The organism is Chryseobacterium viscerum (assembly GCF_025949665.1).
GTDB lineage: Bacteria > Bacteroidota > Bacteroidia > Flavobacteriales > Weeksellaceae > Chryseobacterium > Chryseobacterium viscerum_A.
This window is the reverse complement of sequence record NZ_JAPDFT010000006.1, coordinates 13773-38079: the sequence shown is the minus strand read 5'-3', so window position 1 is coordinate 38079 and position 24307 is coordinate 13773. Positions and strand designations below refer to the sequence as shown.

17 protein-coding genes are annotated in these 24307 nt (G+C 36.3%); 12 read left to right on the top strand and 5 right to left on the bottom strand.

Annotated features, from left to right (window positions below):
- The first annotated feature begins 45 nt into the window (after positions 1-45).
- From OL225_RS20735 to OL225_RS20725, 3 genes are read left to right on the top strand one after another with little or no spacing between them, the layout of a single operon-like run.
- Positions 46-1359 (top strand): hypothetical protein, encoded by a 1314-nt coding sequence (locus OL225_RS20735; protein ID WP_264519452.1) that lies wholly within the window; start codon positions 46-48, stop codon positions 1357-1359.
- 12 nt (positions 1360-1371) lie between these two features.
- Complete coding sequence (locus OL225_RS20730) at positions 1372-1968, top strand: DUF6705 family protein (RefSeq protein ID WP_264519451.1); 597 nt, start codon at positions 1372-1374, stop codon at positions 1966-1968.
- 41 nt (positions 1969-2009) lie between these two features.
- Complete coding sequence (locus OL225_RS20725; RefSeq protein ID WP_264519450.1) at positions 2010-2843, top strand: hypothetical protein; 834 nt, start codon at positions 2010-2012, stop codon at positions 2841-2843.
- A gap of 32 nt (positions 2844-2875) precedes the next feature.
- Here the strand turns inward: OL225_RS20725 and OL225_RS20720 are convergent, their stop codons facing one another.
- A complete protein-coding gene (locus OL225_RS20720; RefSeq protein ID WP_264519528.1) occupies positions 2876-4036 on the bottom strand; it encodes a GlmU family protein in 1161 nt (386 codons plus the stop codon).
- Positions 4037-4141: 105 nt separating this feature from the next.
- Positions 4142-4393 (bottom strand): type B 50S ribosomal protein L31, encoded by a 252-nt coding sequence (locus OL225_RS20715; RefSeq protein WP_027375398.1) that lies wholly within the window; start codon positions 4391-4393, stop codon positions 4142-4144.
- 184 nt (positions 4394-4577) lie between these two features.
- On the opposite strand from OL225_RS20715, the gene OL225_RS20710 reads away from it, so the two are divergent.
- From OL225_RS20710 to OL225_RS20690, 5 genes are all read left to right on the top strand, one after another.
- Entirely contained in the window at positions 4578-5987 is a 1410-nt protein-coding gene (locus tag OL225_RS20710; protein ID WP_047373604.1) for a hypothetical protein, read from the top strand.
- Positions 5987-6313, top strand: coding sequence for a nucleotide pyrophosphohydrolase (locus OL225_RS20705; RefSeq protein ID WP_034692883.1), 327 nt, complete (start codon positions 5987-5989; stop codon positions 6311-6313). The genes OL225_RS20710 and OL225_RS20705 overlap by 1 nt, the downstream gene beginning before the upstream one ends.
- A 75-nt stretch (positions 6314-6388) precedes the next feature.
- On the top strand, positions 6389-7612 hold the full coding sequence (locus OL225_RS20700; protein WP_264519449.1) for a 3-phosphoshikimate 1-carboxyvinyltransferase: 1224 nt from the start codon (positions 6389-6391) through the stop codon (positions 7610-7612).
- A 78-nt stretch (positions 7613-7690) separates the two neighbouring features.
- Entirely contained in the window at positions 7691-8371 is a 681-nt protein-coding gene (locus OL225_RS20695; RefSeq protein WP_264519448.1) for a hypothetical protein, read from the top strand.
- A 405-nt stretch (positions 8372-8776) separates the two neighbouring features.
- On the top strand, positions 8777-9760 hold the full coding sequence (locus tag OL225_RS20690) for a phosphatidylinositol-specific phospholipase C (RefSeq protein WP_264519447.1): 984 nt from the start codon (positions 8777-8779) through the stop codon (positions 9758-9760).
- 218 nt (positions 9761-9978) lie between these two features.
- On the opposite strand, the gene OL225_RS20685 is transcribed toward OL225_RS20690, so the two are convergent.
- From OL225_RS20685 to OL225_RS20675, 3 genes are all read right to left on the bottom strand, one after another.
- Positions 9979-11805, bottom strand: coding sequence for an alkaline phosphatase (locus tag OL225_RS20685; RefSeq protein WP_264519446.1), 1827 nt, complete (start codon positions 11803-11805; stop codon positions 9979-9981).
- A 110-nt stretch (positions 11806-11915) separates the two neighbouring features.
- Entirely contained in the window at positions 11916-13424 is a 1509-nt protein-coding gene (locus OL225_RS20680; RefSeq protein ID WP_264519445.1) for a RagB/SusD family nutrient uptake outer membrane protein, read from the bottom strand.
- Positions 13425-13449: 25 nt separating this feature from the next.
- The gene (locus OL225_RS20675) at positions 13450-16338 is read right to left on the bottom strand and encodes a SusC/RagA family TonB-linked outer membrane protein (protein WP_264519444.1); all 2889 of its coding nucleotides are present in this window, start codon (positions 16336-16338) and stop codon (positions 13450-13452) included.
- Positions 16339-16735: 397 nt separating this feature from the next.
- Between OL225_RS20675 and OL225_RS20670 the strand changes: the two genes are divergently transcribed.
- From OL225_RS20670 to OL225_RS20655, 4 genes are all read left to right on the top strand, one after another.
- Complete coding sequence (locus OL225_RS20670; RefSeq protein ID WP_264519443.1) at positions 16736-17530, top strand: SDR family oxidoreductase; 795 nt, start codon at positions 16736-16738, stop codon at positions 17528-17530.
- Between the two features lie 99 nt (positions 17531-17629).
- Complete coding sequence (locus OL225_RS20665; protein WP_264519442.1) at positions 17630-19234, top strand: hypothetical protein; 1605 nt, start codon at positions 17630-17632, stop codon at positions 19232-19234.
- Positions 19235-19553: 319 nt separating this feature from the next.
- On the top strand, positions 19554-22712 hold the full coding sequence (locus OL225_RS20660) for a SusC/RagA family TonB-linked outer membrane protein (RefSeq protein ID WP_047373610.1): 3159 nt from the start codon (positions 19554-19556) through the stop codon (positions 22710-22712).
- Positions 22713-22730: 18 nt separating this feature from the next.
- The gene (locus tag OL225_RS20655) at positions 22731-24251 is read left to right on the top strand and encodes a SusD/RagB family nutrient-binding outer membrane lipoprotein (protein ID WP_264519441.1); all 1521 of its coding nucleotides are present in this window, start codon (positions 22731-22733) and stop codon (positions 24249-24251) included.
- Positions 24252-24307 lie beyond the last annotated feature (56 nt).

The window sequence follows — 24307 nt, the reverse complement described above, 5'->3', positions numbered from 1 at the left end:
GAGTAATAAAAAAGTATATATTTAATACCTAAAAAACAAATGCTTATGAAGAAAAATTTAATCTTTCGGCTTTTCCTGCCGATGGTTCTCTTTACCCTGTTCCATTCCTGTATTCATGATGAAACATTAGCTTCCTCAGATCCGGCTTCTAAAGAATACACCAATAAGAGCTTATGGAAAGAAGATGAAAAGTACATTAAAAATGTAATGAAAATCTATCAGGATAATGAATTTGAGATCAAAAAAAATAGTGGTACTCCTTACTGGGACTATGCTACTACTGTAGACAGGTATGACGAAAGCTTTCTGATGGTACCTATAGTAGAGAACGGGAAAGTGCTATCTGTATTAAAGGTTCCGAGACATCAAGACAAAGTATATTTTATTTATACATCTTTAGATGATGATATTTCTTTCTTTCAAAACCTGTTTTCTTCTAAACTAAAGAAGGTAATGGATGCAAAAACGAATGATGAAGCCAGCAAGCTGGTTTGTACTACAAAGGTCTATTCTGTATGGTATCCAGATAATGAGTCTAATCCCGATCCTTCGAGCGGGTCAGGACATTGGGGGACCTATCACGTCACCAACTGTACATTTTCACAAGCGGAAGCGTGCCTAGGTGTTGTAGGGCCTAATGGGGAGTGTCTAGAAGGCGGCGGTGGATATAATTATCCAATAGGAGGTGGGACTAATAATAACCCACCTGATCCACCAAATCCTTGTGATAAACTGAAAACACAAAATACAGATCCAAATTTCAAAGCCAAGGTAGATCTTTTAACGTCTAAAGTAGGCATGAAAAAAGAAACAGGTTTTGCTGAAAGCAAAAGCGGAGTATTTACACAGTTATCTCCGTCAGCTTCTACTGCGAGTTCAGATGGAATGGCCATAACAGTAACTCCTGATCTTAAAGGATATATTCACAACCACCTGAATGATTATGAAACAGGCAACACTAATGAAAATGGAGAAATAGAAATTAATCAGCCTATCAGAATGTTTTCTCCAGCAGATGTCAATACATTGATGACTATGGCAGAAATGGTGACTGATAGCAATTACAGTGAGCTGTATGGGACCATGGTTTCCAGCTATGGAAATTATACTATAATGTTTACAGGGACCACCTCAGACATAAAAACAGGATTTGACACTCAACGATGGAGAGATGAATATATTGCATTTCGAACAAGAAATCCTTATTGGTCATTTGAAAAACTATTTCTTAATTTTCTACAAAATGAAATGAATGTACAAGGCATAAAGCTATATAAAATAAAAAGCAATGGCACTATACAAGAAAAAGTATTAAATTCAAATAATAATGTACTATCTAGTGACTGTCCTCAATCATAAAAATTTAAAACAATGAAAAACAGATTATTTATATTTTCGTTATTAATACTGATCTTTTCATGTAAGGCTCAGGTAATAGGAACTTTAGAACAATTCGAAGAATGCACAATGCGTCCTAATCATGATGAAGGCTGCCCTGATTTAGAGAACATCACCTATGTTAAGGACACTAATAATAGACTTGATAAATTAATAGGTATATGGAAAGGGGCCGCCAATGGTAAACAATATGAAATTAAATTAGATAAAAAGATAAACTATAAAAAGAATCCTAATGATGCCCTTTCATGGGACATGATTATTGGGCGTATCTTAATCAAAGATAACCAAGGAAATATTATTTATAATTCATTTAAAAAAACGGATAATGACACCTTTTTCTGGGGGTATAATTTTCAAAAAAGATCATATTTAATGCATTTTGTTGGCAACTATGATTGTTTAGAATCTGGTAATGTATTTATAGAAACCAGATTAAATAATCTTAATGAGATGAGCCTCTATTATTCACAGGATAAAGACGGCATATTAAATCCTGCAAAATGCCCTAATTTCAGTAGCTTCGTGCCTCTATTACCACAAGAGAAAATGGTATTAACAAAACAATAATAAACCTCTAATATTGAATATTTTATTTACCAACACAGAATATGAAAAACAAAATTAGAATCCAAAATCCCTGCCTGGAAAACTGGGAAAATATGAAAGACTTTCCTTCAGGGAAATTCTGTGAGAAATGTTCTAAATATGTCATAGATTTTACTGAGAAAACAGATACCCAAATTAATGAAATTCTTCAGACAGCTAATGGCAAAGAAATCTGCGGAAGAATTTCAAAACGGTCATTAGTTATAGCTGCTACAGGAATTATTTTGATTACCAATCTTACGTTTATTCAGGCGCAGATTCAAAATAATCCGGGAGTTGTTACCGAACAAAAAACAACAGATATCACAAAGGTTTCAGGAAAACTGATCTTTAAAAGAACAAACAAGGAAATATCCAATGCTGAAGTTTTCTTCATTTGTAAATCAAAATATATAAAAACAATAACAGATGAAAATGGAAATTTCACTTTAGAAATACCTAACGATCTGATTAAAAGAAAAAATGTTTTGTACTTTGATTTTGACAAATTAAATAATGAAACCTATAAAAATCCCAACAGAAAAGTACCCAATACAATAAATGCCGATATTTACGAAAATACCTCAATTATTTTCTCTAAAAAAGAACAAATAAATGAGAAAGAATTTCAGATTGAATCTCAGCATCGATATTTAGAAATAGGAGCTGTAGTAGTAACATCTGAAAGCCCACCTGATTATTATTATTTTAATGGAAAAAGTATGAGTGAAAAGAAATTTGATCAATTGAAAAAGGAGAATTCCAATTATCAATACTTCTTTTTCAAGGATAAAGAAGCAGAAGTTATTTCCGGGAAAGGATATCTGGATAGTTTACAATTATTATACTCAAACTAAAAAAACCTCAGAATTTATCTGAGGTTTTTTTATTAATACGTATCAAAAATATGTTTCAGAATTGCTTTATCCTCTTCTGTTAAAGGGATTTTTCTCCTTGCCATTGCCCTTTCTGCTACTTCATATACTTTATCCAGTCTGAACTTTTCATCATCTTTCAATCCACCCCATGAAAAGCTTTCCACAAGATTGGGTGGAAAACCTGGTTTGAAGATATTGGAAGCTACTCCAATTACTGTTCCGGTATTCAACTGAGTGTTGATAGCTGTTTTGGAGTGATCTCCCATGATCAAACCTGCGAACTGTAATCCAGTATCTTCAAAAGCTTTCGTTCTGTAATTCCAAAGTTTCACATGGCTGTAATTATTTTTAAGATTGGAAGAATTGGTATCAGCACCGAAGTTACACCATTCCCCGATTACAGAGTTTCCAACGAAACCTTCATGCCCCTTGCTCGTGTAACCGAAAATGATAATATTATTCACTTCTCCGCCTACTTTACAATGTGGACCGATAGTGGTTGCACCATAAATTTTAGCCCCAAGATTAAACTTAGAATCTTCTCCAAGAGTGATAGGCCCGCGAAGGTGGCAGCCTTCCATTACTTCAGCATTTTTACCGATATAAATTTTACCGGTCTTAGTATTCAGTGTGGAGAATTCTATTTCGGCACCTTCTTCAATAAACAGATCTTTTTTATCACCTAAGAAACCATTAGTTGAAGATAATTCCTGTGAAATTCTTCCTTTCGTAAGCAGATCAAAATCAAAATCAATTGCATGATGATTATAGGTAAACAGGTCTTTTGGTCTTTTGAAGAAAATCAAATCCTCTTTGATATCTGTCATTTTCTCAATCTGATTCAGAGAAAAACCTTTCATATTGATTTTAGCTGCGATCAACTCATCTTCATAAACCAACGCTTCTCCCTGTTTAAGATCTTTAATCTGTTGAATTACAGTTTCCGTTGGAAGGAAATTCGGAACTAAAAAGAGACTTTCTTTTTCCTCCGGACTTTTAAATTTATCCTGAAGATACATTTCTGTGAAGAATGAAACCTCCGTGTTTTCAAGGATTTTCTGCCATCTTTCAGAGAAAGTAAGGATTCCGCATCGCATAGCAGCAACCGGGCGTGTAAAAGTAAGCGGAAGAAAGTCTTCCCAATATTGTGCGTCTGAAAATACTAATTGCATCATTCAGTTTTATGTTTAAGGTTTAAAGTTCAAGGTTAACAAATTTACAATAAAAAAAGTCTTCCAAAAAATTGGAAGACTTCTATATTTTTAAGTATACAAAAATTACTTAGCGAATTTTTTGTATTTGTTCATGAACTTATCAACTCTACCTGCAGTGTCAACTAATTTTACTTTACCAGTGTAGAAAGGGTGAGAAGTTGAAGAGATTTCCATTTTGATTAGAGGATACTCTTGTCCTTCGAACTCGATAGTGTCTTTTGTTTCTGCAGTAGACTTGCAAAGAAACACCTCGTCGTTACTCATATCTTTGAAAACAACAAGTCTATAATTTTCTGGGTGGATTCCGTTTTTCATAATACTATTTTTAAAAAAATTAAGTTTGCTTTCGAAATAGTAATGGATATTTCTCTGCTAAATTTTAGGTTGCAAAAATACAACATTTTTTTAAATTTCCAAATACTCGATTCAATATTTTTTTATTGATAAGAAATTCAAAGTATTTTCGTTAAATTTGGAACTTACTTAAACTTTAATTTCAATGAAATTCAAATTATTACTGGCTTTTTCCTTCTGGATGTTACTTGTAGCAGTATCATGTAATAAAGATGACATTACGTTTGACAGCCCTACACAGGAACTACGTTTCTCAACAGATACGGTATTTTGTGACACGGTATATCATCAGGTACGTTCAGAAACTTATGTTGTAAAAGTATATAATAATGAAGACAAGGATATTCTGATCCCAAGAGTGAACCTTGAAAAAGGAGCTTCTTCATTATATAGAATCAATGTAGATGGAAAACCGGGATATGATTTTAAAAATGTTCCTTTGAGAAAAAAGGACAGCCTTTATATATTTGTTGAAATTGCACCGGAAGCTACCGGTCCGGAAGCTATTGCAGAAGATAAAGTTCTTTTCACCAGCCCAACAGGACAGCAGCATGTGACCTTATTTTCTGTGGTTCAGGATGCTGAATTTTTTATTCAGACTCCTACCAATCCAAATGTGATTACCAATTCCACTACATGGAATAACAATAAAGCAAAGATCATTTACGGAAATCTTACCATCAATCCAAGTGTAACCCTTGATATCAATGCTGGAACTAAAGTGTACTTCCACAAGAACAGCGGAATGAAAGTTTCTTCCGGAGCGGTCTTAAACATCAATGGAACTCAGACTGACCAGGTTATTCTTCGTGGAGACAGAAATGATCCTTATTATGATACGATTCCTAAAAACTGGAATTCTATCAAAATGGAAGCAAACTCTACGCTTAAAATGAATCATGCAAGACTTTTCGGAGGTACGAGAGGATTGGATATGAAGCAAACCAATGCCACAATTACCAATTCCTTCATTCATACTTTCTTTGAATACGGAATCTATGCAGTAGGTTCTACCGTGACTGCCAACAACCTTGTGATGAACAATTGCGGCTTATCATGTATCGGTATTTTCAGAGGAGGAAAACACAGCTATACTCACGCTACTATTGCCAATTATTCCAGAACGATGAGCTCTTTTGACAGAAACGGAATTTTTGCAGCCAATGAATGGAAGAATGATGCAGGACAAACAGAACAGGGTGCTTTACAGCAACTTGATATAAAAAACAGTATCCTATATTCTGATAGGGATGATGCCATTCATTTTGAACAGACTCCGGGACAGCAGTTTGAATTCTTACTTCAAAATTCATTAATCAAATATACCAGTGCCACAGGAGCAGGTTTCACTTTTGACAATAATCCAAATGTGATACAAACAACTAAGAATACCGACCCTCAGTTTGTCAATTATTTTATGGCCAAAATGAATTTAAGAGTAAAACCAGGTTCTCCAGCCCTTGGAAAAGGAAATGCAGCTGTTGCAGCTACAGTACCTTTTGATATCGTGAATGTATCCAGAACTACCAACCCAACTCTTGGAGCTTATCAATAATGGAAATTACCCAGTTACAACAGCAGGTAGATGAATGGATCAAAACCATTGGTGTAAGATATTTTAATGAACTTACCAATATGGCAATGCTGACAGAAGAAGTAGGTGAAGTAGCAAGAATCATTGCCAGGAGGTATGGTGAACAAAGCGAAAAGGAAAGCGATAAGAATAAAGATCTTGGTGAAGAACTGGCAGACGTACTTTTTGTAACGTTATGTCTGGCCAATCAAACGGGAGTGAACCTGCAGGACGCTTTTGACAGAAAAATGAAAATCAAGACTGACCGGGATAAAGACCGGCATCAGAATAATGAAAAACTTAAATAAGAATCAGCTGTTAGATTTCGGATATTCAAATCTATCTGGCATCTAATAGCAGGGTTCTGAAAATCTGAAGAAATAATGAAGCTAGAAAAATCAAAATTATCAGGAGGAAAAACAGTACAGATCAGCGGTTCGAAAAGTATTTCGAATCGTTTATTGATTCTGGAAAGTCTGTTTAGCAATATAAAAATCGGAAATCTATCCAATTCTCAGGATACTCAGTTGCTGAAAAAAGCATTATCTGAAAATACTGAAGTGGTAGACATCCACCATGCGGGAACGGCAATGCGTTTTCTTACTTCTTATTATTCTATTCAGGAAGGAAAGACAACAATTCTTACCGGGTCCGGAAGAATGAAAGAAAGACCGATCAAAAATCTGGTAAATGCTTTGAGGGATCTTGGAGTAGAAATTGAGTATTTGGAGAATGAAGGTTTTCCTCCTTTAAAAATTACAGGAAAAAAGATCACTCAAACTTCTGTGAATGTTCCGGCCAATATTTCAAGCCAGTTTATCACTTCTTTACTTCTTGTTGCAGGAAAGCTTGAAAATGGGCTGGAAATTAATCTTGTGGGAGAAATTACCTCAAGATCTTATATTGAAATGACTCTTGATATTCTGACAAAATTTGGTATCCAAAGCAGTTTTGAAGGAAATACCATCAAAGTAGAACCTTTCACTCCGGACAGCAATGCTGAAGTGGTACATTATGAAGTGGAAAGCGACTGGAGTTCGGCGTCTTACTTCTACTCTATTTGCGCATTGGGAAGAGAAACCATTCACCTGAAAAGTTTTTACAAAGAATCAACGCAGGGAGATTCTGCAATTGCCAATATCTATGAAAAGTTCTTTGGGATCAAGACAACGTTCTCTGAAGCTGAACATCAGCTGACGCTGGAACCTAATCCAGATTTTTCTTTTCCTGAGAAAATTGTTTTGGATATGAACAACTGCCCGGATATTGCACAGACTCTTTGTGTAACGGCAGCAGCTTTAAAAATTCCTTTTGATATTTCAGGGTTGGGAACGTTAAGGGTAAAGGAAACCGACAGACTTCTTGCTTTATATAATGAGCTTGAAAAACTGGGCACTGAAACAGAGATTACAGATTTAACCATTAAATCTATCAGTTTCGGTGGGCCACAGGACAACATTTCTATCAAAACATATCAGGATCATAGAATGGCCATGAGTTTTGCACCGTTTTGTCTGATCAGAGAACTCAATATTGAGGATGAAGATGTAGTAGAAAAGTCTTATCCAATGTTCTGGAAAGATCTTGAAAGTATACTGACTCATTAATTTAACAATATAAAAGTGTGGTAATTTGAAAATGATTTTTTATTTCGGATTACCACATTTTAATTCTATATAATAATAATGAAACCTTTCTTTTTCTTTTTGTTTTCTTTATATGTTTCGAGTTTATCTGCTCAGACTCTGAAAAACTTTTCGGTTCCGAAAGGTTATACTCAGATTGCAGAAGCCAAAGGCGATCTTGACAAAGATGGAAAAGATGAAACTGTCCTGATATTTAATACTAATATAAAAGCATCATACGAGCAAAACCCGGAAGGTACAAGTAACTATAAAAGGGTTTTCTATATTCTGAAAAAGGAAAACAACGCCCTGAAAGTATGGAAAGAAAATTCTGACATCGTTTTTTCAAGCGGATTCGGATTTTATCCTTCCGATAATACTCTTACAATCAATATAAAAAATAACTGTCTTATTATTGAACAGCAGTTTTTTACCAATTCAAGACATACCCAGCAATATAAACATACCTTCAGATTTCAGAACGGAGATTTTTATCTGATAGGTTTGTACGATCATTTTGAAGACACCTGTGATTTCAGTTTTACGAATGAAATCAATTTTTCTACAGGCCAAGTGATTGTTGACAGAGAATATTCATCCTGTGATGATGATACCAAAGTACCCGAAAACTCACACAAAGAGTTTACTCATAAATTCCCGGTTCTTATTAAAATGAATGATTTCTTTATCGGAGACCACAAGTTCAGGCTTCCCGGTTTGAAGGAGGATTTTGTTTTTTAGGATGGAAGATTGAAGCTGGATGCAGGAAGTTACTGTTTCACAGCAAACATTTGATCTTCATTTTATTATGAATTTTTATGACTAAATTTTTTAAACGCAAAATAAAAACAGTACTACTGCAATATTAAAGAGAGCAAAGAGGCCGACATATGCCGTTGACGAAGCTTGATTTATACACCCGCTTAGAAAAAATCAATTTCATTGATTTCATCTTTGCTTCCTCTATATTTCCTGAATAAAAAATAAACTTTGCGTTAATAAAATCTATCCTTCAATTTTTCTTTTATACGATTCCTACTTTAAATCAACTTAATTATCTCTTAAAGTTAAATTAACTCCTCATACTTTGATATATTCTTATTTTTAAGCTACATTAAAATTAAAAAAACTATGTTCAAACAAAACATGAAACGTATGACAGCCATCACTCTTGGGGTTGTAACTGCGTCTATCTTTTTTTCCTGTTCAAATGACAGCCTGCTGGAAAGAGATTCCAATGAAAACAGTGTAGCTTCTTTAGCAAAATCAAGTAATAGGGCTTCATTATTACCTATCGCTATGAATAACTGGATGTCTGGCCTTCAGGATAATATTTCCATTTCAAAAATTTCAATTCCGGGAACTCATGATTCTGGAGCACGTGTAGATGCCCCTGTTGTCTCAGGTACGGCTAAAACCCAAGACCTCAGCATTGCAGAACAACTGAATGCAGGAGTCCGTTTTCTGGATATACGTTGCAGACATATTGACAATGCTTTCACTATTCATCACGGAGCGATTTACCAAAATCTGAATTTTGATGATGTGCTTAATGCATGCTATACATTCCTTCAAAACAATCCGTCTGAAACCATTATCATGTCTGTAAAAGAAGAATACGATGCTTCCAACACAACCAGAAGTTTTGAACAGACATTTGATTCTTATGTACAGAAAAATCCTACTAAATGGGATCTTGGAGCAAATATTCCTACGCTGGGTTCTGTAAGAGGAAAGATCAAATTGTTAAGAAGATTCTCTTCAGGAACAACTAAAGGAATCAATGCTTCACCATGGGCAGACAATACTACTTTTGACATCAACAATTCCGGGGTGCAGTTAAAAGTGCAGGATTATTATAAAGTAACGAATAACGACGATAAGTGGAATGGAATTTTCAACCTTCTAAATGAAGCGAAAAATGATACAAATGGTAAACTTTTTGTGAATTTCACCAGCGGATATAAACCTGGAATCTTCGGAATCCCAAGTATTCCTACGGTATCCAATAATATTAATCCAAGACTTAAAACATTCTTCCAAAACAATACTCAGGGATCATTCGGTATCATGCCGATTGACTTTGTGAATGCTGAGCTGTCTGAATTAATTGTTAAGACGAATTTCTAAATTATTATTTGTTAGATATACTCAAAGGCTGTCTCTCTTATTGAGGCAGCCTTTTTGAATTTTTCTCTGCTTTTATCTCCCTCAGATTACACAGATTATCCACAAACATTTGCTTAATCTGTGAAATCTGAGGGATTTCTAAATTAAACACGCAAAAAAAAGACTGCTTCAAAAATGAAACAATCTCTCTTTGTAAAAGTAAAAGTATAAATTAAAAGCTATTTCTTAATTCCGTAAGCGGCCAGTATTTTGTTGAAGATCTCAGTGTTTTCAAACAATCCTGTGAATTCTTTTGAGTTGGGTCCGTAAGCAAAAACACTTGACGGAATAGAGGTATGATCATTCGTACTGAAATTTCCGAATACCCAGCCTTCTTTCAGACTTCCGTCTAACAGCGTTAAACCTCCTGTTTCATGGTCTCCCACCACAATCACTAAAGTTTCTTTATTTTCGTCAGCAAATTTCATAGCCTTCCCTACAACATGGTCAAAGTCCAGTAATTCTGTAACCAGCTGTTCTATGTTATTGCTATGGCCTCCGCCATCTGTCTGGGAAGCTTCAATCATCATAAAGAATCCTTTTTTATTGTTTTTTAAATCATTTAAAGTAAGATCAAAAGCATCAGCCAGCCAGTTTCCTCTTCCATTGGTTATTCTTTGTGAAGCTAAAGGATCAATCACCAAAGTGCGGTTGTTGATTTTAGTTACTGATTTCAGATCCTGAAACAGATCAATTTTCGCTTCTTTAAATTTCTGCAGATTTTCCTGAGACAATCCGCTTGTAGGACCACCGATCAGAATTTTAGCTTTTGAATCCGCAAAGTCTTTCAGGATAGGTTCTGAACTGTTTCTGTTATCCGAATGGGCATAGAAATCTGCAGGAGTTGCATCTGTAACATCTCCTGTAGAAATCAGCCCGGAAACCATTCCTTTTTCAAAAATAATATCAGGAATTTGTGCGAGTGCCTTTCCCATATTGTCAACTCCCACAAACGTATTTTTAGTTTTCACACCAGTTGCAAATGCTGTAGAACCCGGTGCTGAATCTGTAATGTAAGCGTTGGATGAATTGGTTTTGGAGAGCCCTGTTGCTTTCATATTGAAGACATTCAGCTTTCCTTTATTTGCGGTAAAAGCAGCATAATATTGTGGCAAAGAAGTTCCGTCCGGAATAAGAAGAATCACATTCTTCACTTTTTTCTCCACTCCATCTGATTGATAAGTTGGAGTATAAGTGGCGTATTCTTTTGTATTCTTATAAAAGTTTTTCGGAATAGTATTCATGAATTTTTTAAGATCCGGAATATGATCAGTATTGATATAATCTACTCCCATATCCATAAAATTCACCCATGCATTCGGAAAGTCCGGGGCACCATAGAAACGCACTGGCTTTTGCTGAGAATGTGCTTTTTCCACAGCAGTTTTAATTTTTGCCGTTTCTTCATCTCTTGGAATTCCTTTTCCATTCCATTTTACCAATCCCGGAAGGTCTGCACTGAACATCCCGATTCTTTTCAGCTGATCTGCAGAATAATTTTTATCTAGATCTCCATCAAAGTAAAGATAGTCTGGATAGTTTTGAAAATCTGCAGGCTGAGGTCTTCCTCCGGTGATAACAATTTTAATTCCGGGATTTCCCGTGATTCCCGGATATTTCTTTAATGTACTTACTAAAGCAGCCAATGATGATTTATAATCCTGCTTAATATCAATCAGCAATTGAAGTTTCTTACCTGCATCAGGGTAAATATTTCCTTTGTTCAGCTTAATCTGCTTTGAAATATTATCGAGATAAAGATTTTCCAGTGTCCTGTCTGCCGAAAGTTCTTTTTCGGTATGAGCTACCCAAAGATTTCCTTTTACCAGAAAAACATCTGCCTCAATGGAACCGAAGTTGGCATAATAAGCCTGCCAGAAAGGGATTTCCTGCATATAATCATTATGCGAATGCGCATTCCCTACATTGTAATTTAAATAATTCTGAGCCTGATTTTCGGAAAAAACAGCCAAAACCAATACCGCTAATATTTTTGATAGTTTCATTCGTATATCTTTATTGTTCTTTTTAGGCCAAATGAAATGCCTGAGAAAAACTATATCATCACAGAAGCTTCTGCAATGATATAGTGACTTATATATAAAAGATTAAAATTTTACCAACCCTCATTTTGTTTAATGATTCCATGACTGTTTACGATTTCAGCCTGCGGAACTGCCCAAACATTATGTACAGCTGGATTAAAGTTTCTTGCTGCCCAGACTACCTGTCCGTTGATACCGTGCAGAGGCTTCGCATAAGCTGCCTGCGCATCACCCCAACGTACAAGGTCTCTGTGTCTGTCTGCCCATTCGCCTGCCAGTTCGCAACGTCTTTCATGTTTCAGATCGGCCATTGTACATCCGTTTTTCGGAGATAAACCTGCACGTACTCTGATCATATTGATTTCCTGATCTGCAGATTTCCCCTGCATTAGTGAAGCTTCTGCCTTGATAAGGATAACCTCAGCATAACGCATGATAGGAACGGCAAGATCTGTACACGGATAATCTCCGTTGGCACTTACATGACCGCTGTTCAGCTGGTATTTGAAAGCGTCCATATATTTATTGAACTGGTATCCGGTAAGGGAATTGGTAGAAGCATATATTCTTTCCTTACCATTAAAGGTAAATTTGTCTCCTATTTTCAGGATGGAAGCACTTCTTCTAAGATCTCCTGTTTCATATTCGTCATAGAGTTCTTTTGTAGGTTGGAAGTATCCCCATCCGTTATATTCTCCCCATCCTTTATTTTCAAGCATTACTCCCGGAAGAATACTTCCCCAGGCTGTAAACTTAGGAGTTCCAGGAATAGACCAGATATATTCTGAACTGTAGTTATTTTCAGCTTTAAAGACATCTGCAAAATTACCCAATAAGGCTCTGTTTCCTTTCGTCATTACTTCATTAGCCCAGAATTCTGCATTCTTCCAGTCTTTCATAAACAGATATACTTTTGCAAGAAGTGCCCATGCTGCTGCTTTATGAGGTCTTCCGTAATCTTTTGCAGGAAGTTCTGCCTGAGTAGGTAATAATTCTGCTGCTCTTTTCAGGTCGTTGACAATGTAGGTGTAATTTTCCATCACATTAGCTGCTCTTGGAATCGGGTTTGGATCCGGATCTTTTGAACGGTCAATAATAGGTACTCCTGCCTTTTCATTTCCGTAGGAATAGGAAAGTTCAAAATACATTCTGCTGCTCATGAACAAAGCTTCTCCCAGATATTTATTTTTAATAGCCTGTGAGGTCTGAATATTATCAACATTACGGATCACACGGTTCGCAACTCCGATCACGTTGTACCTTTTGTTCCATTGAGTTTCAAGATCTCCTGCTGCGATGTAATTACTGCTGAAGTTTTTTGCATTATCGGCTTCACTTTTGGCTCTTCCGGTTACCATATCATCACTGGCATTGATAAACCAAAACAGACCTCTTCCGTAAAATTCTCCATCAAATAAAGGTTTATACATGGCATTGGCTCCGGTAATCAGATCGTTTTCAGTTTTCCAGAAACTGGCTTCAGTAGGTGTTCCTTCCGGCTGAACATCCAGTTCTCCTGTACATGATAAAAGCATTACAGATAGTCCTGATATTAAAAATATTTTATTGAAAAATTTCATTTTTTTACTTTTTGTTGGTTAAAAATTATAATCCGATCTCCACTCCAAAGATAAATGAGCGCGCCTGAGGATATCTTCCGGTATCTACTCCATAAGAATTCATTCCTACTTCAGGATCAAATCCTGTATATTTCGTAATTGTAAAAAGGTTGTTGGAAGTCATATAAATTCTCACCTTATTTACATCCAGCTTGCTGTACAGTTCTTTTGGTAATGAATAACCGATGGTAAGGTTCTTCAGTCTTAGATAAGATCCGTCTTCCACATAGAAATCTGATACTTTGGAATAATTACCGCTTGGGTCACCATGTACCAGTCTTGGAATATCAGTATTCGTGTTCTGAGGAGTCCATGCATTCAGGATATCTTTATCCATATTGTAGTTCTGCCCTGTTCCGCCTGGGTTCAAAGAAATAAACTTCATTCCGTTGAATATTTTATTTCCGTATACTCCCTGGAAGAATAGATTCAGATCAAAGTTTTTCCAGGTCATATTGTAAGAGAATCCATAAGAGAACTTAGGATAAGGACTTCCAAGATTGACGAAGTCATTATTATTAAGCACTCCTGTATTTCCTTCTTTTTTCAGGAATTTGATATCTCCCGGCTTAGCATTCGGCTGGATAAGATTTCCGTTAGCGTCTTTATAATTGTTGATCTCTTCCTGAGTCTGGAAAATTCCTCCGGTCTTGTAACCATAGAAAGAATATAAAGGATCACCTACTTTCACACGGGTTGGTTTCAATACTCCTCTTACTCCGTTATCATTGATGAAGATCTCATCTACATTGGCAAGCTGCTTCACCGTATTTTTTAGTTGACTCATGGTAGCTCCTACTGAGAAGGTAAAGTCATCTGAAATAATCTTGTTATAATTGATTCCCAATTCATATCCTTTATCCTGGAATAATCCTGCATTCACATACTGATTATTATAAGTTGCCGTACTTGGTAAGCTTACGTTGAAGATCTGATCTTTGGAATTCTTTACAAAGTAATCGAACTGTAAGGAAAGGCTGTTGTGAAGGAATGAAGCATCTACCCCGAAGTTAGTCTGCTCAGACTTACCCCATTTCAGATCCGGGTTCGGACGCGTTGTAGCATAATAAGCAATATTCTGAGAAGGATCCTGTCCGAAAATCACATTATTATCTCTCGTCATCAGTGGATTCACAGCTTGCGGTGAAATTCCTCCAAGGTTACCCAGAATACCATAACTTCCTCTTAATTTCAGACTGGAAAGCCATGAAATATCCTTCATGAAATTTTCTTTTGAAACTACCCAAGCACCGGAAACCGCATAATAGTTAGCAAATCTGTTCTGTTTTGCTACGAGTGAAGAACCATCACGTCTTCCCAATAAACTTACAATATACTTTCCTGCATAATCGTAGTTTACTCTCGCCAGATAAGAAACCAAAGACTGTTTGAATCTATAACTGGAGACATCTTTATTAGTATCGGCAGCATTCTGAAGGTGCTGGAAAACCTCAGCTTCACTTCTGAAGTCATACGATTTTGCCACAAAACCATCATCAATTGTTTTCTGGAAAGTAAAACCTCCAAGGAAATCAAAATTATGCTGTCCTGCTGAAATTTTATATGTTAACAACTGCTCTGCAAGCGCTGTGGAAGAATTATTGGACTGGTATTCTAAATTATTGGTATCAAAAATTTTTCCTACTTCCAAAACTCTGTAGGTAAAGTTTTTTACATCCCCCAGTTTAAATGTCTGCGAGAAGTTAGAACGGAATTTTAAATCTTTAGCCAAAGTAATTTCCGCATATGGATTGATCAGTATCTCATGAGTAGGGTTTCTGATACTGATTCTTTTAAGATAAGCTACCGGGTTAATCATATCTCCATAACCTCCTGCCACATCAATAGGCAATCCGGAAAAAGCTCCGCTTGGTGTGTATACCGGAACATTCGGCGGATAATACATGGCAGCCACTAAAGCACCGGTATACCCACTCTTGGTATCTGCTGTATTTCCGTCAGAATAATTATAGTACATATTTTCTCCTATCGTTAACCAGTCTTTTACTTTATGTTCGGAATTAACTCTGAAATTGTATCGTTTTGCCTGAGTATTCAGTAAGATCCCTTCCAGATTTCTATGGTTCATTCCCACAAAATATCTTGACTTCTCGCTTCCTCCACTTACATTAACATTATATTCCTGAATAGTTCCTGTTCTGAAAATTTCTTTCATCCAGTCTGTTCTGGTAATTCTTCCGTCCGGATATTGGTTAGGATTAAAAGCAATAGGTATGCTTCCCAGTTTCCCGGCATTTTCATATGCTTTGTACATTACATCCTGAAATTCCGCAGCATTCAAAGATTCTTTTAGTCTCCATACCTGGTTCACCCCGTATTTCACATCAAAATCTACTGTAAGATTTCCTTTTTTCCCCTTTTTAGTGGTGATTAGGATAACCCCTCCGGAAGATCTTGCTCCGTAAATGGCTGCAGAAGCATCTTTAAGTACAGAAATATCCTGAATATCATTTGGATTAATAGAAGGAGTTCCATTAAAAACCACTCCATCTACTACATAAAGAGGAGTTTCTCCATTGATTCCTCCAAGGCCACGAATATTTACCTTAGGTGCTCCGTTAGGATCTCCACCTTCGTTCACTACAGTTACTCCGGGAGCTTTACCCTGAAGAACTTCTCCTACACCAGATAATGATCTGGAAGTAAGCTTATCCAGTGAAGCCTCCGAAACAGCGCCGGAAACTTTACTTTTTTTCTGTGTTCCGTATCCAACAACAACAATCTCGTCAATGGATTTTTCTTTTAAGCTGTCTTTTTTCTGAGCGAGGAACATCGGTGAAGCTGATATTGCACCAATAAGTAACACCCTACCCGTTAAATAAGTTACTGAGACAGGGATTTTAAATACATTCATGATATCCTTTTTGATTAGGTGCAAAATTAGATCAGCCCGCTCCCATCAATCATTAAGGTTTTCTTATGTTTTTATTAAGAAATTTTAGCTTTTTACAGATACCACCTACCACAAAATAAAAACAAACAATTGATTTTCAATGCAATAAGCAATTAAAAGTAATCATTCCATTCATATTGTTTACTGAATTGAGATTAACTTTATTTTAAGTTTATCATCGAAGCGGGAGAATAGATGGAGAAATCATTAAAGATTATTTCAGGAATAATAAATAACTGAGTTCATTTTTCTTTTTTTACATTTGCTGAAAATAGATTTTACTTTTGAGCACAGACCTTTAAAAACGTCTCGCTGGCATCAGAAGAAAAATAAAAACATTAAAAATCATACGAATTCAATGACCATCATTATTACAGGAACCTCATCAGGAATCGGGTTTGCATTGGCCGAATATTTTGGTAAAAAAGGACATAAAGTATACGGATTAAGCCGAAAGCATACAGAAAGCCAGTACTTCAAATCTATCCCCACTGATGTTACTGATAACACCGTGGTTCAGAATGCAATCGCTGAGGTTTTAAAAACAGAAACTAAAATTGACGTTCTGATCAATAATGCCGGAATGGGAATGGTAGGTGCCGTAGAAGATTCCACAAAAGAAGATATTCTGAAACTTTTCAGTCTGAATCTTGCCGGACCTGTACAGATGATGAGCGCAGTTCTTCCGAACATGCGTGAGCACAAATTTGGAAAAATCATCAACGTTTCCAGTATCGGAAGTGAAATGGGTCTGCCTTTCCGCGGATTTTATTCTGCTTCAAAATCAGCATTGGATAAAGTAACAGAAGCAATGAGGTATGAAGTATACCCATGGAATATTGAGGTATGTTCTCTGCATTTAGGAGATATTAAAACCAATATTGCGGACAACAGAGTTATTGCACAGGTTTCCCAGCCTTACAAAAACGTTTTCGACAAAGTATATGCTCTGATGAATTCCCATGTGAATGACGGAACAGAGCCGTTGGAAGTAGCAGAATACATTGAAAAACTTTTAGCAAAAAATAAATGGAAAGCTCATTATTATTTTGGTAAATTCGGGCAGAAAATAGGAGTTCCTTTGAAATGGATTCTGCCGCAGGGAACTTATGAGAATTTGATGAAGAAGTATAATAAACTGGATAAAAATTAGTTGATTGATAAGGCGCATTGTCATTCTGAAGGGAATGAAATGTAGTGAAGAATCTTTTATATTTTTATAGAGATTCCTATTGATATTCAGAAGAATAAATTGAAATTACTTTTAAAAATATTTTTTGTACTGTTCTGCGTTTTTACACAAGCGCAGAAAAAGCAGTATTGGCTTATTGATACGGAAACCAAAGTCAGGAAAAAAGTAAAAGATTCCACTTCTGCGGTAAAATTTCTGGATTCACTAGCTCAGAATAATTATTTCTTTACCAAACTGAAAGATGTAAAAGTAAAGGGTGACAGTACCGAAATTTTCTATGACAAAGGCAAAAATTTCAATGAAACGTATGTAAACCTTACCGATTCACTGGTCCAGAAGCTAAAGATTCAGAAAGATTTTTTCACTAAAAATTTAGATTCCACCAAGAAAAGCATCAACAAAACTTATATTGATGACGGGTATTCTTTCAGCAGAATCAAATCCAAATACAAAGGTCAGAAAAACGGTTATCCAATTGTAGAGCTTGACATTAACAAGAACGATAAAAGAACGATCAATAATTTTGTCGTTAAAGGATATGAAAAAGTTCCTAAAAGATTCATCAAAAATCTTGAAAAGGAATTTAAAGGCAAAAACTATGATGACAAAAATCTTTTAGCCATCAATAAAACATTTCAGAGCCATCCTTTTCTGACCCTTGAACGGCAGCCACAAACTTTATTTACAAAAGACTCTACAAGCATTTACCTGTTTCTGGAAAAGAAAAAAACGAATACTTTTGACGGAGTTGTCGGTTTCGGAAATGATAAAACCTCCAAGTTTACATTAAATGGAACAATGAATGTCAATTTCAGGAATATGTTCAATGGCTTTGAAACTGTCAATTTATATTGGCAGAGAAACCCGGATAAAGGACAGACTTTTGATCTTAGAGTAGATATTCCATACCTGTTCAAATCGAATGTCGGGATGGATACGAAGGTAAATATCTACCGTCAGGATTCTACGTTTGCCAATGTAAAATTCCTTCCTGCCTTTTATTATCATATCAACAACCGAAATAAAATAGGTTTGAGAGCAACCCTGGAATCCTCTACTATTATTGACACCCTATACGTTCAGGGGAAAGATTACAACAAAAAAGGGATCGGGATATGGTATGAAATGACAGAACCCACCGATATTGATCTTTTCCTTTATAAAACAAGGATCAATGCGGGGTATGATTTTTTAACGACTACCTATTCTAAAGATAATATAAAAGCCAATCAAAATCAGTTTTATTTCTTTGGGGAACACAATTACCATATCTCAGGGAATCACTTCCTGAACATTAAGGGAGAAGGTGCCATGATGGATTCTAAAATAGAGTTCACCACCAACGAATTATACCGTTTCGGAGGCTGGAACTCCATGCGGGGATTCAATGAAAAATCTCTTGCCGCCGACTTTTACTATTATGGAAGTCTGGAATACCGGTATCTGATCGGCAGTCAAGCCTTCTTCGACGTCTTTGGGCAATATGGACAGCTCAATAATAAATCTTTAAATGTAAGGCCCAAGCTTTATAGTGTAGGACTTGGTTTTAACTTCTTTATTCCAATCGGTCTGATGAGTTTTCAGTTATCTAATGGTAACGAATTTGGAAATCCTTTTAAGTTTAATGATACAAAAATCCACTGGGGAATTCTGAGCAGGTTCTAAGGATAAAAGAAAGGAAGAGGGAAGCTGGAAGGTCAAAATTATTGATGTCCTAGTTTTACTATCCTATTATTTTATAGAAATAATTTATATTAAATACCTAAAATCTTATAACACAAAGGTAACTTCCAGCCTCCTTCTTCCAGCTTCCTACCTTATAATAATATCTATATAATAAAGCAAAAGTTCCTATACAAAGGACATTTCCCACTTTACCTTTCTATTAATTCTTCTTGTTAAAAAATATTAAAATCGTATTTTTATTTTAATACTTCATTAAAATACTGGTAACAGTGCTCTACTAAATTTGCCTTCAAAAAAAATGAAGAAGACTCTAGCTACTTTTGCCGTTTTTTTACTTCCTCTATATTTTTCCGCACAGGAAATCAATATTTCCGGAAATGTAAAATCAGAAAACGGTTCTAGTGTTTCCGGTGTAAACATCACTGACAAAAATACAGGAAAGACTGCTACTACAGATGAAAATGGTAATTTTACCATTTCTGCAAACCCGAAAGACATTCTTGAGTTTTTTGCTCCTGATTTTTCTGTTTATACCGTTGAGGTTTCTTCAAAAAAACAGTATTCCGTTGTCTTAAAAAAACCAAACGAAAAGCAGATTGAAGGCGTTGTCATTACCGCATTAGGTATTGCCAAGAAGAAAGAAAAAATCGGCTATTCTACTCAGGAAGTGGGAACGAAACAGTTTGAAACCATCACTACACCGAGTATTGGTAATTTATTCTCAGGACAGGTTGCCGGTCTGAATGTTTCCAATCCAACAGGAATGCAGCAGGCACCGCAGTTTACTCTTAGAGGAAATTCCAATGTTGTTTTTGTAATTGACGGAGTGATTGTAGAAAAAGAAGTTTTCCAGAATTTAGATCCAAACAATATTGAGAACATCAACGTACTGAAAGGTGCCACCGCTTCTGCACTGTATGGCTCCAGAGGCCGTTACGGAGCTGTTCTGATTACGACAAAATCAGCTAAGAAGAAAGGGTTCTCCGTAGAGTTTTCTCAGAACACCATGATTACGGCAGGATTTACCAATCTTCCGAAAACACAGACTGAATACGGAAACGGATCTCACGGAAAATATGAATTCTGGGATGGAGCCGATGGCGGTGTGAATGACGGGGATATGATCTGGGGACCAAAATTTGTCCCGGGTTTACAGATTGCCCAATGGAACAGCCCTATCAGAGATAAAGTAACAGGGCAGGTAGTTCCATGGTATGGAGCAGTGACCGGGACTCAATATGATAATAAATCAAGATATGAAAGAGTTCCGATTGACTGGAAATACCACGATAACTTAAGCACGTTCTTAAAGCCTGCAGTGATCAATAATAATAATTTTGCGATCAGCTACAGAGATAATAAAGATATATACAGATTCTCCGGAAATTTCATGAATTATGATGACAGAGTTCCGAATTCTTATCTTCAAAAATATGGGCTCAATTTTTCTTCTGAAAACCATCTGGGAGATAAATTAATCTTTAATACAAAATTTAATTTCAATCAGGCTTTTACACCTAATATTCCTAACTACGATTACAACCCAAGCGGACACATGTATACCATCCTGATCTGGATGGGAGGTGATGTAGACGGAAAGGCACTGAAAAATCATATGTGGATTCCCGGACAGGAAGGAAGAGCGCAGGCCAACTGGAACTATGCCTGGTACAATAACCCATGGTTCGGAGCTGAGTATTATAAAAATCAGAACAGAACCAATATCATCAATGCACAGACAGGATTAGAATATAAGGCTACCCAGGATCTTTCGGTAAAAGGGAAAATATCCCTTGTGGAAAACCACAGCAAAACGGAAATATTAAGTCCTTATTCTTATTTCAATTACAGTGCACCAAGAAGTGGGGGGTATATTCTGAAAGATAATAAAACATGGAATCTTAACTATGATGTTCTGGCTACTTACAAGAAAAAGATATCTGAAAACTTTGATTTCACAATCAATGCCGGAGGTTCAGCTTTTTATTTCAAAAACAATAACAACGAAAGATCTACAGACGGACTGAGAGTCCCTGAAGTGTACACATTTGAAAACTCTATCGGAGCACTTAAAAATTACACCTATCTGAAGGAAAAGTTGATCTATAGTGCTTATTCCACGATTGACATTGGATTGTACAATGCTTTCTTCATCAATATTTCAGGGCGTAATGACTGGTCTTCTACGCTTCCTAAAGCCAACAGGTCTTACTTCTACCCTTCTGCCTCCATCAGTGCTGTTATTTCCAACCTGGTAAAATTACCGGAGTCTATCAATATGCTGAAACTTTCTGCTTCATGGGCAAAAGTGGCATATGACTTCCAGCCCTATTCTATCAGAAATTATTATCTGAATAACCAGGGAATTACTTTCAACGGAAATCCTACGTATTATTATCCAACCACTCTGAATGTAGAAAACTCGCTGAAACCTGAGCAGACAAAATCTTACGAGCTGGGATTAAGTGCCGGTTTCCTTAACAACAGGATTACTTTAGATGCTACTTATTTCAGAACACTTGATTATAATAATATTCTTCAGTTTCCAGCGGCAGAATCATCAGGTTTCACTTCACAATATGTCAACGGAAATGAATATACCACCAAAGGATTTGAAGTTTCTCTTGGTTTGGTTCCGGTAAAAACGGCCGATTTCAGTTGGAAAACTTTGATCAACTGGAGTACTTATGAACAAAAACTGACTTCCATTTATGATAATATGCCCAACTATCAAAACATTAAGTTGGGTGAAAGAATGGACAGCTATTATGACTACACATGGCAAAAATCTCCGGACGGAAAAGTAATTCTTGATGCCAATTCAGGAATGCCAACAAGAGCCAACACGCCAAGTAATTTAGGACATTTCAATCCGGACTGGACTTTCGGTTTCAACAATACTTTTAAATACAAAAAATTCTCTTTAAACATTGGAATCGATGGAAGCATCGGAGGTGTGATGAGGTCGCAGGTTGTTGAAAAAATGTGGTGGGGAGGAAAACATCCTAATTCTGTAGCGTACAGAGATCTTGAATATGCTAATCCGGGAACGTATTATTTTGTACCGGATGGGGTCAACTACAATCCTTCTACTGGTCTTTATACTCCACACACCAAAGCAATCAGCTTCCAGGACTGGGCACAGAATTATCCATACCAGGCAAGGGTAACGCAGGATGAAAGTGAAGAGTTTGCCAATGTTTTCGACAGAACTTTCATCAAGCTGAGATCTGTAGTATTGGAATATGATTTCTCATATCTGCTTAATCCAAAAGGTATGGTGAAAGGTTTCACCGCCAATATTTCTGCCTACAACTTAGCTATGTGGAAAAAATCAAAGAACCTTTACTCCGATCCTGATTTCCAGATCAGATCAGGAAGAAGTGGAGATATCGCTAATGATATCCAGGATCCGTCAAGCAGATGGTTCGGAATCGGATTTAATCTTAAGTTTTAACTAAAAAGTACGTCAACAATGAAAAATAATATCAATAACGCGAAGGGACAAAAAGGTAAGGCAGCAAGATGGCTGATGAAGTCTATATTTGCGGCAGGACTTCTGACATTGGCTTCATGCGAAACCAGTCTTGACACCATCAATGAGAACCCTAATGACCAGGCCAGCATAGATCCTAAAAACCTTCTGACTTACGTAGAAAAATACACATTCCAGGTAAACGGTGATAATATGTATGCTTCAAGAATGATGATTGGTACTGATGGTGAGAATGCTTATCAATATATGAAATGGAATGACGCCTCTTTTGAAGTATATACAAAAGGACTCCTGAATACAGGAAAAATGATGCAGGAAGCAGAGAAAAGAGGAAATAAAAATTATCTTGCCATTGGAAAGTTTTTAAGAGCGTATCATTTCTTCAATATCAGCTTAAAGGTAGGAAGTGCTCCGTATTCTGAAGCAGCAAAAGGTGAATCCGGGATTACCCAGCCTAAATATGATACACAGGAAGTGGTAATGTCCGGAATTTTATCAGAACTGAAAGAAGCAAATGATCTTATTAATACCAATGACAAAATTGAAGGTGACATTGTGTACAACGGAGATGCTTTGAAGTGGAAAAAGCTGATCAATTCTTTCCGTCTGAAAATTCTGATCACTTTATCTAAGAAAACCACAGTAGGAAGTTACAATATTGCTACAGAATTTGCTTCTATCGCAGGAAGCCAGTCTTTAATGACTTCTATTGCAGACAATGGTGAGCTTAAGTTTGCCGATGCTGCAGACAGCAGATACACAATGTTTAACAACAGCGGATATGGTTCAAGTTTGTATATGGCAGATTATTTCATCAACATGTTCAAAGACAGACATGATCCACGTCTTTTTACTTTTGCAGCACAAACTACCGGAGCTAAGGAAGCAGGAAAAGCCATCACAGATTTTACAGCCTATAACGGAGGAAACCCGACCTCACCTTATTCTGACAATGCAGCATTGATCACAGCAAAAAACATCTCTAAAGTAAACGACCGTTTTTATAAAGATCCTACCAATGAGCCTGCTTCTGTGTTGAGCTACTCAGAACTTGAGTTTATCCTTGCCGAAGCTGCTGCAAGAGGCTGGATTTCCGGATCTGCAAAAACCCATTATGATAATGCGATCAAGGCAAGTTTCAGTTTTTATCAGACCTATGTAAAAAATCAGGGACAATATTTCTCAGGATTTGATGTGAATCAGTATCTGGCAACGCCTTTGGTTGTCTACAATAATGCTGATCCTTTACAGACACAGCTGGAAAAAATCATGACTCAAAAGTACATGACAATGTTTCATCAGGCACAATGGACTTCTTATTATGATTATTTAAGAACTGGATATCCAAATTATCCTCTGAAAACCGGAGTTCCAGCTCCTTTCAGATTCAGGTATCCGCAATCGGAATACAGCTATAACAGTAATAATTTAAAAGCAGCTTTGGCTGCTCAGTATGGAGGAAATGACAATATTAACTCCAAACCTTGGTGGTTACAATAGAAATCTGATTATTTTTATATAAAAAACAAAGAAATCGCAGGAAAATCCTATTAACT

Coding starts and splice junctions, on each gene's coding strand:
- OL225_RS20735 (WP_264519452.1), top strand. CDS start 46: ATGAAGAAAAATTTAATCTTTCGGCTTTTCCTGCCGATGGTTCTCTTT.
- OL225_RS20730 (WP_264519451.1), top strand. CDS start 1,372: ATGAAAAACAGATTATTTATATTTTCGTTATTAATACTGATCTTTTCA.
- OL225_RS20725 (WP_264519450.1), top strand. CDS start 2,010: ATGAAAAACAAAATTAGAATCCAAAATCCCTGCCTGGAAAACTGGGAA.
- OL225_RS20720 (WP_264519528.1), bottom strand. CDS start 4,036: ATGCAATTAGTATTTTCAGACGCACAATATTGGGAAGACTTTCTTCCG.
- OL225_RS20715 (WP_027375398.1), bottom strand. CDS start 4,393: ATGAAAAACGGAATCCACCCAGAAAATTATAGACTTGTTGTTTTCAAA.
- OL225_RS20710 (WP_047373604.1), top strand. CDS start 4,578: ATGAAATTCAAATTATTACTGGCTTTTTCCTTCTGGATGTTACTTGTA.
- OL225_RS20705 (WP_034692883.1), top strand. CDS start 5,987: ATGGAAATTACCCAGTTACAACAGCAGGTAGATGAATGGATCAAAACC.
- OL225_RS20700 (WP_264519449.1), top strand. CDS start 6,389: ATGAAGCTAGAAAAATCAAAATTATCAGGAGGAAAAACAGTACAGATC.
- OL225_RS20695 (WP_264519448.1), top strand. CDS start 7,691: ATGAAACCTTTCTTTTTCTTTTTGTTTTCTTTATATGTTTCGAGTTTA.
- OL225_RS20690 (WP_264519447.1), top strand. CDS start 8,777: ATGAAACGTATGACAGCCATCACTCTTGGGGTTGTAACTGCGTCTATC.
- OL225_RS20685 (WP_264519446.1), bottom strand. CDS start 11,805: ATGAAACTATCAAAAATATTAGCGGTATTGGTTTTGGCTGTTTTTTCC.
- OL225_RS20680 (WP_264519445.1), bottom strand. CDS start 13,424: ATGAAATTTTTCAATAAAATATTTTTAATATCAGGACTATCTGTAATG.
- OL225_RS20675 (WP_264519444.1), bottom strand. CDS start 16,338: ATGAATGTATTTAAAATCCCTGTCTCAGTAACTTATTTAACGGGTAGG.
- OL225_RS20670 (WP_264519443.1), top strand. CDS start 16,736: ATGACCATCATTATTACAGGAACCTCATCAGGAATCGGGTTTGCATTG.
- OL225_RS20660 (WP_047373610.1), top strand. CDS start 19,554: ATGAAGAAGACTCTAGCTACTTTTGCCGTTTTTTTACTTCCTCTATAT.
- OL225_RS20655 (WP_264519441.1), top strand. CDS start 22,731: ATGAAAAATAATATCAATAACGCGAAGGGACAAAAAGGTAAGGCAGCA.